The sequence below is a fragment of the Streptomyces sp. NPDC003036 genome (genome assembly GCF_040611175.1).
Classification (GTDB): domain Bacteria; phylum Actinomycetota; class Actinomycetes; order Streptomycetales; family Streptomycetaceae; genus Streptomyces.
In genome coordinates this window covers 59,534-75,466 of record NZ_JBEXNO010000026.1, presented here as the reverse complement: position 1 = coordinate 75,466, position 15,933 = coordinate 59,534, and the positions used below count along the sequence as shown (strand labels likewise).

Annotated in this window: 11 protein-coding genes and 1 pseudogene; 3 read left to right on the top strand and 9 right to left on the bottom strand. The window is 68.4% G+C overall.

Translation table 11 applies throughout. The features are described from left to right. Positions 1 to 340: 340 nt before the first annotated feature. Together ABZX67_RS20415 and ABZX67_RS20410 are read right to left on the bottom strand one after the other, a co-directional pair. Positions 341 to 1,753: a hypothetical protein gene (locus ABZX67_RS20415; RefSeq protein WP_355362082.1), complete on the bottom strand. Its 1,413-nt coding sequence runs from the start codon at positions 1,751 to 1,753 to the stop codon at positions 341 to 343. A gap of 441 nt (positions 1,754 to 2,194) precedes the next feature. Then, a pseudogene (locus ABZX67_RS20410) lies at positions 2,195 to 2,840 on the bottom strand (pyridoxal-dependent decarboxylase); the annotation flags it as partial. A gap of 502 nt (positions 2,841 to 3,342) precedes the next feature. On the opposite strand from ABZX67_RS20410, the gene ABZX67_RS20405 reads away from it, so the two are divergent. After that, complete coding sequence (locus tag ABZX67_RS20405) at positions 3,343 to 4,194, top strand: DUF5655 domain-containing protein (RefSeq protein ID WP_355362080.1); 852 nt, start codon at positions 3,343 to 3,345, stop codon at positions 4,192 to 4,194. A 148-nt stretch (positions 4,195 to 4,342) separates the two neighbouring features. On the opposite strand, the gene ABZX67_RS20400 is transcribed toward ABZX67_RS20405, so the two are convergent. Beyond that, positions 4,343 to 4,759, bottom strand: a complete 417-nt coding sequence (locus ABZX67_RS20400) for a TIGR03618 family F420-dependent PPOX class oxidoreductase (protein WP_355362078.1) — start codon at positions 4,757 to 4,759, stop codon at positions 4,343 to 4,345. Positions 4,760 to 5,699: 940 nt separating this feature from the next. On the opposite strand from ABZX67_RS20400, the gene ABZX67_RS20395 reads away from it, so the two are divergent. Further along, entirely contained in the window at positions 5,700 to 6,140 is a 441-nt protein-coding gene (locus ABZX67_RS20395) for a hypothetical protein (RefSeq protein ID WP_355362076.1), read from the top strand. Positions 6,141 to 6,714: 574 nt separating this feature from the next. Here the strand turns inward: ABZX67_RS20395 and ABZX67_RS20390 are convergent. From ABZX67_RS20390 to ABZX67_RS20375, 4 genes are read right to left on the bottom strand one after another with little or no spacing between them, the layout of a single operon-like run. Beyond that, positions 6,715 to 8,007 carry a DUF317 domain-containing protein gene (locus ABZX67_RS20390; protein WP_355362074.1) on the bottom strand — a complete coding sequence of 431 codons (1,293 nt, stop codon included), beginning with the start codon at positions 8,005 to 8,007 and terminating at the stop codon, positions 6,715 to 6,717. A gap of 14 nt (positions 8,008 to 8,021) precedes the next feature. Continuing rightward, a complete protein-coding gene (locus tag ABZX67_RS20385) occupies positions 8,022 to 9,161 on the bottom strand; it encodes a DnaB-like helicase N-terminal domain-containing protein (RefSeq protein WP_355362072.1) in 1,140 nt (379 codons plus the stop codon). Next, positions 9,161 to 10,450 carry a DNA cytosine methyltransferase gene (locus ABZX67_RS20380; RefSeq protein ID WP_355362070.1) on the bottom strand — a complete coding sequence of 430 codons (1,290 nt, stop codon included), beginning with the start codon at positions 10,448 to 10,450 and terminating at the stop codon, positions 9,161 to 9,163. The genes ABZX67_RS20385 and ABZX67_RS20380 overlap by 1 nt, the downstream gene beginning before the upstream one ends. Further along, positions 10,447 to 11,091, bottom strand: a complete 645-nt coding sequence (locus ABZX67_RS20375) for a hypothetical protein (RefSeq protein ID WP_355362068.1) — start codon at positions 11,089 to 11,091, stop codon at positions 10,447 to 10,449. Before ABZX67_RS20375 ends, ABZX67_RS20380 begins: the two co-directional genes overlap by 4 nt. Before the next feature lie 532 nt (positions 11,092 to 11,623). Between ABZX67_RS20375 and ABZX67_RS20370 the strand changes: the two genes are divergently transcribed. Next, positions 11,624 to 12,022, top strand: coding sequence for a barstar family protein (locus ABZX67_RS20370; RefSeq protein ID WP_355362066.1), 399 nt, complete (start codon positions 11,624 to 11,626; stop codon positions 12,020 to 12,022). A 253-nt stretch (positions 12,023 to 12,275) separates the two neighbouring features. Here the strand turns inward: ABZX67_RS20370 and ABZX67_RS20365 are convergent, their stop codons facing one another. Together ABZX67_RS20365 and ABZX67_RS20360 are read right to left on the bottom strand one after the other, a co-directional pair. Next, positions 12,276 to 13,262: a DUF6236 family protein gene (locus ABZX67_RS20365; RefSeq protein ID WP_355362064.1), complete on the bottom strand. Its 987-nt coding sequence runs from the start codon at positions 13,260 to 13,262 to the stop codon at positions 12,276 to 12,278. 239 nt (positions 13,263 to 13,501) lie between these two features. Beyond that, positions 13,502 to 15,901: a site-specific integrase gene (locus ABZX67_RS20360; protein WP_355362062.1), complete on the bottom strand. Its 2,400-nt coding sequence runs from the start codon at positions 15,899 to 15,901 to the stop codon at positions 13,502 to 13,504. Positions 15,902 to 15,933: the final 32 nt, after the last annotated feature.

Here is a 15,933-nt window from a genome sequence, read left to right as displayed (position 1 = left end):
GCTGAATGCTGACCTTTTGCTGACTTTACTGACGAGTCATCAGGTGTATCTCCGGGGGGCAGCGCCTTCCTCGTCTGGTAGCCGTACAGGCGATCTGGCGTGCCCGGCCTGCTCCCCGAAAAGTGCCGATCATCGCCCGCCCTGCCTCACGGAGTGAGGAGGTCTTCTTGAAGTCGTCGCCCTCAACGCGCTGACCTGCGGCGCTTGCCTCGGGAGACGGGCTGGCCTGCGACTTTGCAGCGTTCTGCTAGCCAGGGGCGGGTTCCGGGTACCGCTCGCGTCGCGCAGCGTAGTCGAGCCACAGGTCTGCAGTCGGTGGCCCCGGGTCGGTTCAACGCGACTATTCGCGTTCGCTGTGTGGTGCTTTCTCGAATAGGTCGATCAAGGACAGGGGTATGTCTGCCACCGTGAGTTCGAGGGAACCGCTTATCACGGTGTCGTGGTTGCTGCAGGTGGCTGACCAGGTTGCCGTGATCGTGGATGGCGCGGGTGCGGAGACGATGACGACGATGTCCTCGGAGTCGGCGTGCTGGCGGGGGCGGATGTGGCCGAGGGGGAAGGTGATGGTCGTTGAGCCGCCGTTGGCGATGCCTGGACGGAAGGGGTCATAAGTCGGTGCCGGGCCGATCAGCCCGTTGGGGAGAAGGCCGTGGGGAATCGATGGCTGGAACGAGAACAGCGCCGGGGCAGGAGTGCCGAAGGGCTTGGGCGGCGAAGGGAACCCGGTCAGTGATTCGTTGATGGTCTGGGTGCGAGGGTGCACGGCCTCGACAGCGCCGGGGATGTAGAGCTGGATCTCGACATCAGCCAGATTGAGGTCCGTCAGATTCGTTACGCGAAGTGAGAGGGGGGACATGCGGATTGCGGCTGCACGTCGTACGGCGCGGGGGACCTCCTTCTCGCACTGCTCGACATGGCGGGTGACGTCGAGGAGGTATTGATCGCGGCTCCGGGGATCTTTGTTGAGACCCAGGCTGCGATGGCGAACCTGCGCCAAAATGTCGGCGATCGTCGGTGAGCCGCTGCCGGTGCCTGTGTGGTGGTCGTCCTCTTCGGCGGGAGGAATGGGGGAGTGGAGTGAGGCGTGGCAGCGCTCGGTTTCAAGCGCCAGCCAGGACTGCCGTGCCTCCGGGCCTTGGTCCACGGCATGCAGAGGAAGGCCGGCCAGAACCGTTGTGGAAAGGCGGACTTGTTGGGCTGCGCGGCGGGCTCGCTCGTTGAGGTTGTCGAAGTCCTCTGGGGTGGCTCGCTCGGTTCTGCCGTCGTGACGGACGAAAACGGTTCCGGCAGCTACTGAGTCGTACCCCTTGCGCAGGACGTGGATGGGGTCGCCCCACTGAGGGGGTTCGACATCGACCAAGAGCACGTTGACCAGGCCGCCCCCGAGATCGACAGGAACGACAGAGGGTTGGCAGAGCCGGCCGATGTCGGATCCGAGGTAGCCCTCCAGATTTCGGTACAGCTCGACGGAGTCGATTTCTTCGATGCCGCGTGCCTGCCCGGGCTGGACGCCCACGAGCAGATATCCATGTCCCTCGGCATTGCGAAGGGCGCGGTCGGGCATACGGTTCGCGAAGCCCAACACGGCTTTGGCGATCGTGAAGAAGGACCGCCGGTCGGTCAGATCGAGGTGCGACTTCCACTCCAGCCATCCAACCTCATCGGCGGAGCCGGCCCCATACGCGGCGGTGATGAGGGCTTGCTTCTGGTCGAGACGCAGGGCTGCCGTGGTTTGGTCGTAGTCGAGGGCCATTCGCGGATACACCCACCCTTTCGCCGGTGGTACAAGAATGCCGGGTTGCGGGTGGCCATGGGGGCTGCGGGGGAAACTGCAGGAACCTTCCACGGGGGCTGGGGCCACCGAGATCGTGCCCTCCGCCACGCATCTTGGGGGCAGCGTGCCTCAGAGCGGTGTCCGGTGACCCAGGGGGCGGCAAGGGGACCAGGGGCGGCGGCGAGGGCGCCGACGGCGATGACGTTCAGGCCGAGCCAGTCGGCGAGGACGCCAGCGACGAGGGCGCCTGCGGCGTAGCCGATGTTGTCCCCAGATTTTCCAGCAGTTGCTTCCCGACCGGGATGCAGCGAGGCCCGTCACAGAGGTGAACGGGGCCCTGCGGAGGTGCTACTCACCGTATGCGGGGGCGTGTTCGCAGGCTTCGGGTGGGCTGCAGTGGGCTACCGCCGGCAGTCGGTCTCAGGCCATGGTCCCCACGACCTCTTCGACCACCTCCACAGTGGTCTCCGGGTGCAGAAAGGCGAACCGGGCAACGGTCTCGCCCTCCCAGCCGGTAGGGGCGACGAAGGCGATCCGGCCGGCGAGGAGGCGGGCGGACCATTCCGCGTAGTCCTCGGCGGTCCAGCCGATCCGGCGGAAGCGGACGGCGGAGAGCTCGGGTTCCCGGATGAGTTCGAGGTACGGGGTGCTTCGGATGAGGGTGGCGGTGTCGCGGGCCAGGGTGAGGGCCTTCTCGATGGCCTCGCTGTAGGCGCGGGTGCCGTGGACGGCGAGGGAGAACCACAGGGGGAGGCCCCGGGCGCGGCGGCTGAGGTGGTGGGCGTAGTCGCTGGGGTTCCACTGGGGGGCGTCGTCAGTGTGGAGGGCGTCGAGGTAGGAGGCGTCCTGGGTGCGGGCCGTCCTGGCCAGGTGCGGGTCACGGTAGAGGAGGGCGGCGCAGCCGAAGGGGGCGAAGAGCCACTTGTGGGGGTCGATGACGAGGGAGTCGGCGTGCTCGATGCCCCCGGTAGCGGTCCCGGACGCTCGGGGCGAGGAGGCCGGCGCCGCCGTACGCGCCGTCGACGTGGAGCCACAGGTCGAAGTCCCGGGCCACGGAGGCGATCCCCCGTTCCCCGTCCTTCGTCATCCGCCGATGATCGCAGTCGGCCTCGTGAACAGCCACAGGTCCTGCCGAGCATTCATGGCGAGCCGCGGGTCTTCTCGTGCCTTCGTGGCCTGGCCTGGCCGAAGTCCGGCGATCGAGCTGAGCGCCTGCATTAGGCGGCGGCCGACCCAAGCTGTCGAATTCGGCATCTCCTCGGTCCGTGGTGATGGGGAACGCCATATGTGAGACGCTGCGGCGTCCGGGGAAGTGTAATCGGTGCCGGCTCCGGAGGCCGTCGGCCTTTCCAGCGTTTTCCCAGGCCACCGGCATGCCTGACGGGACGTCAGGGGTTCGGCCCCCAGGGGGTGGTATTGCCCCAAATAGGCGGCCTGTGAGAATCGTCTGCTCTCGTGGGGGCGGCGATTCATCCCTGGAAATAATCCCAGCACTGACGGCGTTCCCGCTCGGCAATCGCGAGAGTGGGGGGTGTCTGGCTCTGAAGCTGTTCGATACGACGAGCGGCGTGACCGAGGTCACGCCGCGTCTGGCCGAGGCCGAGGCTGATGTGCAGGCGCTCGTCGAGAGCGCGATGGAGCCGATGCTCGGCGTCCGCTTCCTGGCGACCGAGTACAGCACCGGCCCCGTCCACGGCGGGCGCATCGACTCGCTCGGGCTGGACGAGAACGGCTCGCCGGTGATCGTCGAGTACAAGCGGGCGACCGACCCCGGTGTCCTGTCACAGGGCCTGTACTACATGGCGTGGCTGATGGACCACCGCGACGAGTTCCAGGCCCTGGTCCGCGAGCGCCTCGGGGTGACCCCGGCCTCGGCGGTGCTGTGGAGCGCTCCGCGGCTGATCTGCATCGCCGGCGACTTCACACGCTACGACTTGCACGCGGTGCGCGAGCATCGCCGGTCGATCGACCTGGTCCGGTACCGGCTGTTCGGCGATCATCACATCGCGCTGGAAACGGTCGCTTCGGTCGCCGGCCAGGGGAGGTCGACCCAGCGGCGTGTCGGTGCGAGCGCCGGGCACGAGCGGACGCCTCGACGGCAGGCCGACGCCATGGCGGAGCTGGCGGCGGTCGTGGACGAGGTCCTGCGCGGGCTGGGGGAGGATGTGACGAAGGTGCCGCGCAAGCAGTACGACGCGTACCAGCGGCTGCGGAACTTCGCCTGCGTCACCGGACGGCAGGACAAGCTCCTCGTCTACCTCAAGGCCGCGCCGGCGGACGTCGGCCTCGTGGAAGGCTTCACCCGGGACGTGACAGGGCTGGGGCACCACGGCACGGGGGACCTGGAGGTCCAGCTGCGCTCGGAGAAGGACGTGGAGCGGGCGCTGGAGCTGTTCCGGCTGTCGTACGCGGCGGCGTAGCGGTCGGCAGGGCGTGGCTGTCTCGGTCTGGGGCCTTTCGACGAAGGATCGGGGAAGTGGCGGTGGTGTCGTCCAGCCTCCGAAAGATCCCCGGTTTCGGAAACCGGGGATCCTCGCCTATATTCCGTCCGTCCCGACGCCGGGCGGCTCACCAGCCGGAGGGCTTAGTGGGGCCGAGGGCGCGGGTGACGGTGATCTCGATGACGACCCGGTTGGGGTTGACCCGCGGGGTCTTGTACCGCTCGGTGTACCGGCGCTCGGCGTCGGCGACGGAGGTGGGGTCGTCCTTGATGACGGCGGTGCCTTCGAGGGTGGACCAGCGCCGGCCTTCGGCCTGGCTGACGGCGACGCGGGCTTCGATGCCGGCGGCCAGGGCGGCGCGGATGTTGCGGACCTTCTTGTTGCCGCCGTCGGTGATGACACGGGCGATCCGCGTCTCGGGGTCGTACGTGACGCCGACAGGGGTGGTGTGCGGGGAGCCGTCGGGTCGAAGGGTGGTCAGGAAGCAGGTCCTGCGCTCCTGCCAGAACGTGTCCCCGTCGGTGGGCAGGGCGTCGGTGTCCAACGGACGGTCTCCTCGGTGCGAGCGGCTTCGGCACGATGGCCCGGGCGCCGGAACGGCGCCGGGCCCCTTCGACCGTAACGCGGAACGGCCCGGGCGCCGGCGCCGGGTCGCCGCCGTGGAGACATAGGTGAAGATCAAGCTCCGGTATCGCTGGGCTTCAAGGGCGTGCACCGGGGGCGGGCGCAGCCTCGCCGCCTGTCCGGCTGATCACGCGGGACGGGTCTGTACCCCCCGGGGAACACAGGGTGTTGGGCATGGACATGGAGACGCTGATCGAGGATTTGGTGTGGGAGGCCGAAGGGCTTATCCGTGATGGTGTGGGCCCTGACGCCTGGCCATCGCTCGGTCGTCACGAAGGCCGCCGCTGACCTGCAGGCCGCCGTCGGTGATCCCGAGATCCAGGAGGCGTTACCCATGATGGAACGCCTGGAACACCTGCGGGAATCCATCGCCGCTGTGGCCATCGCTCTTGCACATGTCCACGGGTATACAGCCTGGTTCCTCGGCGCAGCCGCCACCACACTCACGCCCGTCCTGCACTGGCGCGTCCTGCCTGCCGAAGACGGCCGCGCCTTCGGCGCCGTCTCATCGACCCCTCGCCAGTTCGCGGAGGCCGAGGACGCGGTCCGGCGGCTCCAGAGCCGCCCTCGCCAGCATTGCCTCCTCCTGAGACGCCCGGTCACGCCGGCAGAGCGGCTTGCCGTCCCCGATCCGGCCTCGGCACTGCCCGGCAGGGCAGGCCCTGGATGCAGGGTCTGCTTCACCCTTGGGGCGAACTGCGCCGGAGCGTGCTGGCGTGCAGGCGGTGGGCTGCTACGGTCGGTGCACCTCTTCGTGAGGTGGGCCCTGCGCAGGCCCGCGTTGTCGGCTCCGCTGGCGCGCTCGGACAAGGTGCACGGCGCCGGCGCATTCAGATGACCTGGATGCTCATGGAGTTGCCGTGCCCGCCCATCACGCCCGCAAGGGTTCCGCCCGCCGCCGTCAGGCCGAAACCGGGGAGTGGTACACCGACGCCGCCAAGGCCCTGCGCCGCGAACGCTACAACCGGCCCGTATTCGACCCCTGGGTGGCCCCTCGATGCGAGGTGGACGACCCGATCCCGGGCCACGACGCCTGGCTGTCAGCTCCGTGCCCCGAGGGGTGCCCGACCCGCGAGCGGCCGGACTACCGTGCCTACCTGGAGACCTTGCCGCCCAAGGAACGCCTTCCCCGGCCGGTAGTGCCGAAGGAGCCGTACGAGTGCCCGGGCCCTGCCACCTGTGACGACGGCGACTGCGCCTGCAACCAGGTCTACATGGCGCTCTGCCCAGCGTGCGACTACGTGTACGGCCTGGATTTCGACGGCGCCCATACCTGTCCGAACGGCTGCCACTCCATGTAATCCGAGACGGTCACGGTCCTGGTCGGCGGGAGCGAGGCGCGTTTGCGCCCTTGCGTACATCTGTTCGGGGCGGCATCGTCGCAGGGCACCATCGCGGGTCATCAGCCCCTTCGGCGGAAGTGAGCGAGGACGATCATGGCAAGGCAGGAACATCCCGCGAAGTCTCTGCTCTGGCCAGCTGTGTGACCGTGCTGGCCTTTCTGCTGAGGTAGGGCGCCGCCCGGGACCGGGGTCTAGACGGTCCCGGACGGCAGTCCGGGGAGAGGCCGGTGCGGACGTTCTCGTCTGCGTCGGCCTCAACTTTGTCGCGACCAGATTGCTAATCTGTGCCGCAGTAGCTTGCTAATCTCCCCACGCCAAAAGTTGGCCGTAATTGCCGTCGATGCTTTGGCGCCGAAAGCGTGACGCAAATAAGTTGACGCATATTTGGGGTCTGCGTCAACTTATATGGGTCACTCCTAATCTAGCTTTCGGGCTTCCCGGAAGCTAGCTCGTCGGACCCTGCTGGCCAGCCTGGAGTGGCATCCGTGCAGGTCAGATCCGGTGCAGGTGCTTAGCGTAGGCGGCGGTCCGGTTACCGGCCGCGGGCGCGCTGGGTGGGCGCGGGTGCGGGGAGCCGGTTGACGGGCGCGGGGAGCGGGCTCGGGGTCGGCCGTGTGGGGGATGGAAAGAGGGCGGCGGCGGTGCCGGCGAGCTGGGCCAGGAGGGTGTGGGGAGCGCCGGCGGAGAGGCGGATGGTCCACGAGGCTCGGTCGAGGTCTTCTCCGCCGTACAGCGTCCATCGGTCGGCTACGGCGTGCGGGGTGGACTCGAAGGCGATGGTCCGGCCCGGTGCCGACCACGTGGTGCGGGCGGGGTGGCTCGCCGGATGCCAGGCAGCGTCGTGGAGGACGTCGTCCGGGCCGTCGGCGGTGGTGAGGGGTGGGGCGTCGAGGTACTGGAGTATCGCGCGGATGAGGGGCACGGGGGTGCAGGCGGTGAGGGTGGCGTGCCAGAGGCGTTGGCCCACAGGGCCGTCGTATTCGGCGATGGTCCAGGCGACGTCGCTGCGGTGCCGGGCTTCGTGGTCGAACTCGGCCCGCACGGTGAGGGACTCGTGGGAGGCGATGGTCGTCTCGTCGAAGGGACGGTACTTCTCCCACTGGCGCTCCTCGTCGAACAGGGCCGCGAGGAACGCCTCGTGCTCGCCGGGCCCCGCGACCGGCGGCTCCGCTGCGGGTGCGGAGGTCTGCTCGGTGGTGGCCGGGGGCTTGCCCGCGAGGAGCTGGCGGACGGCCTGTTCGAGGTCGGTGAGCGGGGCGGGGCCGGGACGGACGGCGACGGAGTAGAGCTGGTGGAACTCGGCGACGGCCTCGCCCTCGGTGTCGTACGAGGTGGCGATCTGCCGGAGGTGGTTCTCGCCGTGGAGGTGCACGTGCCGGCGCACGCCGGTGGCGTAGGAGCCGACGGCCACGGTGTTCTGGCCGTCGTCGGCGTGCAGGTGGATGATCAGCCGGCCTGCGACTATGTCGTCGTGGGTGCGCTGGGATTCGGCGCCGACCTCGCGAATCTCGTCGCGGGTGCACCACGGCATGGGGTAGTTCGCCCAGCTCCACTCGGTGTCGATCTCCTCCTGGAGGGCGGGGGCGATCTCGGTGGTGAAGCCGTACTGCCGGAGCTGTTCGGCGGCCTTGGCGGTGTAGTAGGGCTCCTCGCGGTCGATGCGGGCCAGGACCATCGTGGTCGGGTCGGTGCTGCGCCACCCGAGGTCGTGGAGGTGGGAGCGGGCGGCGTCGCTCGTCGGCCCGGACGTGGCGGCGATGACGGCGGGATGGTGGTCCGGGTGCAGGGTGAAGCGGATGTGGGCGTCGGCGGGTGCGTACGGCATCGGGAGTCCTTCGGTTACGGGGTTCGGCCGGCGGCGGCCCGTACGGCGGGGGGCGCGGGCGGGCGCGAGACGGTGGGGGCGCGGCTGGGCGGGCCGGCGCGTGAGGAGACGGGTGCGTCCGGTTCGGCGAGCGGTCGGGTGGCCTGCTGCCAGCGGCGGCGGACCGCGGTGAGGTCGGCCAGGGCCCGGCGTCCGCCCGTGATCAGCTGGTGGACGGTGTTCGCCGGGTCCTCGGTGTAGGCGGTGATCCGGCCGGCCGTGTGCCAGGCCCGGGCGAGCAGGGCGCGTTCGACGATCTGGATGCCCCAGTGCTCCGGGGGAAGGGCGGCTGTCGACAGCAGGACGACCAGGTCGGCCGCGGTGACGCCGGCCGCAAGGAGCCCGCGGTGCTGTGCCTCCCACATGACGGTGACCGGATCGAGCGGCTCGCCGCGGTGGGCGAGCGCGGAGACGCACTGCCACAGCCCCGCGCACAGCGGGTCGGTGAAGTCCTCCGGTGCGAGCCAGCGCATATGGCCTACGGACGCCGGAGCGGACACGGCGCTGGCTAGCAGCATCCGTTCCTGGTCCTCGGCTTCGTCGTCCTGGGGTGACACGGGCGGGGGCGGCAGAGGTGTGCGGGGCAGCGTGCCGGGGTGGGTGGGAACGGTACGGGCGAGGGTGTCGAGGTGGTGGGCGAGCGCGTCGGCTGCGGCGAGGACGTGCACCGGCCGGTCGGGCACGGTGACGTTCTGGGCGGCCTGAGCCAGAGCTTCGGCATGGAGCCGGATGGAGCGCCGGGCGTGCCCGGAGCGCACCATCGCCGCGTACGCGCCGGCGTGCTCGGGGCGGGGGCAGGCGGAGATCAGCAGGTGGAGGTAGGCGGCGGTCAGGGCCGGCGCCTCCTGGCGGGCTTCTTCCAGGACGGCCTGCAGCCAGTCCAGGCCGTCCGGCGGGCTCGGAAGCCCCGGCGCCTGTACGGTCCGCATGGCGGCGAAGAGCGCTCCGTGCGCCGGGTGGGAGAAGGCGTCGCCTTCCAGCGCGTCGGCCTGGGAGAGGTGTTCGGGCCGCAGGAGCAGGGCGCCGAGCAGCGCCTGCTCGGCGTAGTACACCGGTTCGCGTTCGTCCGGCTCGTACGGCGGTTCCTCGTCGGAGAGGTCGGGAGCGTGGGGCATCAGGCAGCCAGGGTGAAGTCGTCGGCGCAGAGGGTGCGGTCGAGGTGCGGGGCGAGGAGGTGTGCGGCGAGACGTGGGGGGACGGCGTTGCCGATCTGGGAGAACTGCTGGCCCTTGTTCCCGGCCCACGGGTAGTCGGCGGGGAAGGTCTGCAGGATGCCGGCCTCGGAGGCGGTGATCCGGATCGGATCCGGCGGCGGTCTCTCCGTGTCCTGCGCGGCGGTGGTCGGCCGGGCGACCCAGGTGCACGCGTTCGCGCGGTGCCCGAAGAACAGTGTGCCCGCGGGCTCGGTGACCTCCCGGACGGTGGCGTTGGTCTGGTTGTTGCTGCGCAGGGCCCAGGTCCAGTGGGTCGCCGTGCTGGTGAACGTCGGGGCGGGCCCGGAGACCGGGGTGTCGCCGCGCGTGCCGTGCCGGGCGCTCCAGCCCGTCCCACGGGTCTGCGGCTTGAGGACGAGGCCCTCGACTGCGGGCGCAGCCGCCCAGGTTCCGCGCTCGCGGGCGTCGGCCAGCGTCTTGCGGGCGCCGGACGGGAAGGGTTCGGGCCCGCCTCCGGGGCCGCCGCCGGCGCAGACCGTCGGCACGGGACGGTCGGTCGCGCCCCAGCCGAGAGCCTCGGCCATCGACACCCACCTCGCGCGGCCTGGCCCGAACAGCGACTCGGGCTCGGCGACGCGGGCGTGAGTCGGTGCCGGAGGCGCGGCCGTTCGGACGCGGGAGGCGAGCAGGATCGCCCGACGGCGGGTCTGTGGGACGCCGTAATCGGCCGAGTTGAGGATGCCCGTCCACACGGAGAACCCCCAGCCGCGCAGGATCGCCGCGTATTGGCGCCACAGTGGCAGGACGTCGGGGACCTCCTCCATCGCCACCCACTCCGGCTCACCCACGGAGTTCAGGGCGTGGAGGTAGCGCATCGGCTCGGCCGCCAGCAGGGAACGCTCATCGCGGCAGGCGGCCAGCAGCTTCCTGCGCGTGTCGAGGCCGGCGGCGAGATCGGCGACCGCCTGGTGGACGAGCGGCTGGTCGACCAGACCGAGCCTCTTGCCGGCCCTGCTCCACGCCTGGCAGGGCGGCGAGGCGATGAACCCGCGCGTGCGGCCGGCGAAGACCCGGCATGGATACATCGCGACGTCCGTGCGGACGGTCAGCAGCCCGGCCGCCGCCCTCGTCTTGCAGGCCCATTCGTCCCACTCCAGTCCCACGTCCCGGATGCCGAAGCGGTGCAGGGGGACACTCCAGCCGCCCGGGCCCGCGAACAGGTCGACCACGAGATCGCGGCTCGTGATCACGCCGTCAGCCCGAACGTGTCCTGCACCGCCTCGACTTCACTGCGGCAGGCCCACGGAGAGCAGCCGTTGACGACGCCGTCCTCCAGCTCGGCTGCGGCGTCCTCGCCGAGCGCGGCGCGCTCGGCGGCGGTGACGTGGTCGATCGGGGCCTGGCCGAGGGGGACGCGCGAGCGGTGGAGGAAGGCTTCGCCGAGCAGCACGTTCCCCGTGGCGTTGGCCCGCGCGTTCCCCTTACGGATGGCCGCATCGAATTCCACCACGTCCTCCCATTCCGCAGGGGAGGTGTCACGTATGTGCCGCCACTGGGCATTCCCGTGAAAAGGGCACCCCAGGCAGCTGGACTTCGGGGTGTCGGCGAGACCGAGGGACGTCAGATAGTCAACACAATCGGAGCGCGACCAGTTCATCTCGATCAGGGGATGAACGTTCCGCATGTACTGGACGTCGGCGTCCTTGGCGCGATGGAATTCGTCGGTGGAGATGCCGACCCACTGCTCGACGAACACCCTCTTGGGGACCCGTGTCGGGTACGGGTAGCCGAGCAGTTCGCGAACCTTTTGCTTTATCGGCTTTATCTTGTATTCGCCGGTGCTTCTCTGCACTTCACTCTCACGGGTGACGGCGGTTATGTGGCTCGTCAAAGGACCTCCGAGATGGATGGGATGGGGTCAGGGGGCGCGACGGCGCCGGCGACCGCCCGGCAGGTCGCCGCGCGTCGGTAGGATCAGCGCTCTCATTGGGGGGTGCGATGCGAACATCAGGGCGGGGCGGCGAGGGGCAGAAGTACACGCTGACCTCGGACGAGGACGACAGCGACTTCTGGGGCTTTGCCCACGAGGCCGAGGGGTTCTTCACGCCTCTGCCGGCTGAGGAGGGCGCTCGCCGAGTGCACCTCGAAGGTTGCCTCCCGCAGGGTGGCCTACTGCAGAGCGTCGCTCATGTCGGTAGTCGTCGTGCCATGGCGGGGAACGCCTGGTTCGAGCTCCTCGACGGCGACGGTGCCACCATGGGGTCCTCTACTTCGTCAACGAGGTCACCGTCGTCGACGTCAAGCCCTCCGCCCGTGGAGCCGGCCTCGTCGACCTCACGGTGACGCTGTGGTGCGAGAACGCCTTGCCTGGAGCGGAACGAGCGTGGGATCTGCTCCGGACTGGTCGCCTGAACCGCACCGGAATGTGGCACGAACTCGCACCCGCGGACAGACACGCGTGGCTGTCGGTGGCCCTGTGGTCCCGGGAGTACCAACGCCAGGGAAAGCCCGATGCGCCCGCAGGCCAGGCGTTCACCTTGAACGGCCGGCACATCGTCGACAAGGAAACCTTCTACTGCACGATCGGTGAAGCCATCAACGGGCCCGGCGGATACTTCGGCTGGAACCTTGACGCTCTGGACGACTGTCTGAGGGGCGGCTGGGGCGCCACCACTCCGTTCACCTTGCACTGGGGTTCCTCGGCCGAGGCCAGGGCACGGTTGGTGGAGCGCGTGCCCGCTGGCGGCGATCGCCAGGTTGCGCTGTTCGACCTGCTCCTGGAGATCTTCGAGGAACGAGGCGTGAGCGTCAGCCTCCAGTAGACCGCCGATGCCCTCGTCCCCGAAGCTGCCTGCTCAGGGACGCGGTCGCCTGACGCGTGCTGCTCAGCGGTCTTCCTCGGCCGGACCGCGGTAGCGCTGGCTTCTTCCTTGGTCCAGTAACGGGCAGCTCTGCTCGTCGGGCTTTTGCTCGGTGGCTGCGGGCGGCGCCGCAGTCCGCGCGAGATACGGATCTCCGGTCCGCCCAGATGCTCAGCAATACCCGCTCTCCAGTAAATCGGCCACGAAGCCGCTGCTACGACAGTTCTTTCTCGACGAGCCGGAGGTAGCTGAACGGATGCTCTTGCTTCTTCTGCATCACGGGACGAACCTCGCGAGTGGCAATATTGAACCCGATGCTTCCGGCGATACCGGCCGCCCACGCTAGGTCTGGGACGGCCAGGGCTCCGACTACCGCGGTGCTTACCGCCACCGTGGCGGAGATTGACCTGGTGATCCACGCCATGCGACTGCTCTTTACAGCTCCCTGATAGTCGTCGCGTGCCTGGGTCAGTTCGCTGCGCATGCGTTGAAGAACATCGGCCGGGTGTTCCCAGTGCCGGTTGAGCTCACTGAGCATGGCCTGAGTTGCCTTGATCAAACGTTCTCGCTCGGCGGCGTATTTTTCACGGAAGGCCAGAACCTCGGAGGTTGGGGTTCCTGGTGCCGGCATGGGCAGCATGCGGCCAAGTTCCACTCGCCAAGCCGACACAGCGGACCGTGAATTCGGCCTCAGTGAAAGTTCCTCAGCCGTGGACTGATCGGTATAGGGCGTGTAGGAGGTACTCGTTGTCGAGCGGGCCACCTCCTGAGCCATGGTGCTGGCCAGGATGAGTAGCGCCTTCTCAGGAATGACGAGGGATCCAAGATTGGGACGCTCGAAGAATCGATGACGTCGGGCCACACCAAGTGCGATAAGCCCCTCTTCGAGACGGAATCCCACCTTTCCCCCATCGTCGAGGTAGACGGGGCGCCCCCTGTGGGGGCCGAGTGCATGGAGCCGATCGACCATTCCAGGAAAGTCCTCGATTTCCCTGTTAGCTAGCAGACTGTAATGACGCTTAAGGTTAATGGGGTGGTAAAATCCCCGATCCTTGAGATCTTGCAGCGCGCCCATGAGCGTGCGTTCATACGTTTCTTGTCTATCCGATACCATCGAAGCGATGCCGTCCCAGTACAGCAACGCTTCGTGGACCACATTCACTGGAGGCTTAGCCAATGGGTAATAGAGAAGGGTAGGCATGATTTCCCCTGCATGACTCTTGATGTCGGTTTCGCGAAGAGAATGTGTTCGGTGCGGCGGAGTGGCTGGACTGGCTCAGGCTCGCATGCGATAGGTGCGGTGGTCCGGCCACGGGAGCAGGTCGAGGCCGGACCGGCCGAGGGCCCGCGAGCCGGGCATGGACGGCAGTTCCGTTCGATCATATTCCGGGGGGCCGCAAGGCGTTCGAGGTTCTGGATCGGCCGTCGGTCTGTGAAACGTCATTCGGACTCCTGGGGACGCCGGCGTGTGGGAATGCCGAGGTGGACTGCTGGTCGCTGGGCTCGGCGTTGGGTCTCGTCGCGCTTCGCGCGGAGGAAGGTGAGGGTGAGGTCGATGCCCTCGATCTCGCCGATCCAGCCTTCGGCCTCGGCCTGTGTCCTGCGTTGCAGGAGGTCGGCTTCCAGCTCGGTGAGCCGGGCGAGCATCTTGGGGTTGACGTGGAGCATCGGGCAGCGGATGCAGGCGTGTTCGTGCTGGCAGGGGGTGCCGTAGGGGCGTCCGCAGGAGCCGAGCTCGACCTTGCGGCGGTCGAAGTGCTCCTCGAACTCGGTCCACTCCTGCTCGGTGGCGTCCCGGTACTCTTCCGAGGGCCGGACCTGGCGCCGCTGGTGGAGGTGAGCCTGGTAGTGGCGGATCACGTCCTCGTCGAAGACAGCGACGTAGCCGCGGGTGGTCTGGATGCTGAGGTGGCCCAGCAACGCGGCGCCGATGTGGATGGGCAGGCCGCTGTTGACGAGCTCGGTGGCGAAGATCCTCCGGAAGTCGTGCGGGGTGAACTTCAGTCCGCGGAACCCGGGGTGGGTCTCGGCCAGGTCCTCACAGCGCCGACTGATCATCTTCTGGATGGTTCCGGGATTGAAGATCTTCGAGCCGATCGCTCCGTTCTGGCGTTGGAAGAGGAAGGGCATCGGCGAGCTCCAGACCTTGTCGTGCGGGTCGTAGCGACTGACCAGGGGGATCGGCTTTCCCCGCCGGCCGTGGCGGCGGATGATCGAGGCGATCACGTGGAACAGTTCGGCCGACATCGGGATGACGCGCTCGCGGTCGGTCTTGGACGGAGCGATGACCAGCAGGGCGATGACCTCGCCGTTCGCGCGCTGATACTGGCGGATGCTGAGGTGGGTCAGCTCGCACATCTCCTCGATGCGGACGCCGGAGTGCCGCAAGGTCTCCACCGCTGCCCAATCCCAGAACGCGGCCTCCTCGTCTGCCTCGACGGTCACCAGTTCGCCGGAGTTCAGGTTCAGCACGCGGGTGGGGACGACGTCGCCGTGCCGGAGAAGCTTGCGATCCGAATCGCTGATCACCCGGCAGAAAGCGGTGCCAGCGTGGCTGAACTCCTCGCCATCGGCGGCTTGTTCGGCGCGTTCGAGTAGGAGCCGGCCTTGGTCGTAGCGGGACTCGACGTGCTCGACCAGGATGGGCAAGAGGGGCTGGCGTTGCCGGGTGCGGTCTGCGGAGCGTTCGGTGCCCTTCCGCCGGCGGACGCCCAGGCCGTGGAATTCACCGGGCGGGACGGGACACGGTGCGACCCAGGCTGCCCAGCGTTCGGGTTCGTCAGCAGCCCAGGTGTGCAGGTCGTAGTAGAAGCTCCGGACTGAGATGACGATGTCGTCCTGGCCCATCCGGTGAGTGCCGTCGTCCTTGAGACGGATCGTCTCGCGCCAGCGTGTGTAGAGGTCCGGTGCGATCCGAAGGCCCTGCTGATCAGGGTTGAGCTGTTCGATCTTCACCCAGAAGTGCTTGACCAGCAGGAGCGCGAGCTGCTTCAGGCTGGAGTAGTCGAGATCAGCTCGGCGCCGGCCGAAGTAGTCGATCAGCAGACCGCGGACGGCCTGGTCGCGGACCCCGTACTGGTCGACGAGTTCCTCGATGGTCCGCTGGCCTCGCATCATCGCCGCCCGCATGGTCGTCGGCGTGGAGGTCGGGAACCGGCCCATGGCGATGAGGGCCGTCCACATTCCGTGCCCGAACAGGCGGTTGGAGGCAGGCTGACCGGGCTGGAGACGGCAGCGGGCCAGGCGGTTGTCGTGCGCGTACTGAAGGATGGACTCCGGCGTGACGTCGGACAGCGCGACGCCCTGATAGGTGAGGAGGGTGCACATGTCGAGCACGGCCTCCCGTTGGTGCTTGAGCCGCAAGTCCTGTGCGGCGATGTGCTCCTCGAAGGTGATCAGCAGCGGGTCGTTCTGCGCCGAGATGAACAGGGGCGTGAAGTTGTTGAGCTGGTTCTGCCGAAAGGCGAGCATCGTGGGCTGAACGACGCGGAGGCAGAACAGCGTGCGGACCCCGGGGGTGATTGCGAGGCCGGTCGTCCTGCGGGCACCGAGGGTGTTCGCCTTGATCAGTCCCTTGCCCAGAGGGCTGACATCCCAGCGCTCCTGCCAGGTCTGGCCCGGATGGGTGGACAGGTACTGAAGGATCCCTCGGGTGGCCTGGGCGCGCTGGTGGCGCGTGACGGTGGAAGCGTCGTCCCAGACATCGAAGGCCAGCTTGGAGATGTGGTTGATCGAGGCACCGGACAGTTCTCCATGCGGGCGCGGTGGCGTCTTCGCGACCGCAGCCTGAGGCTTCATCGGGCCGCCCACGAATCGGCTTGGGAAGGTGAGACCCTCCACGATGGGCCCGTGCCGGCGGCTGACCCCTGTGG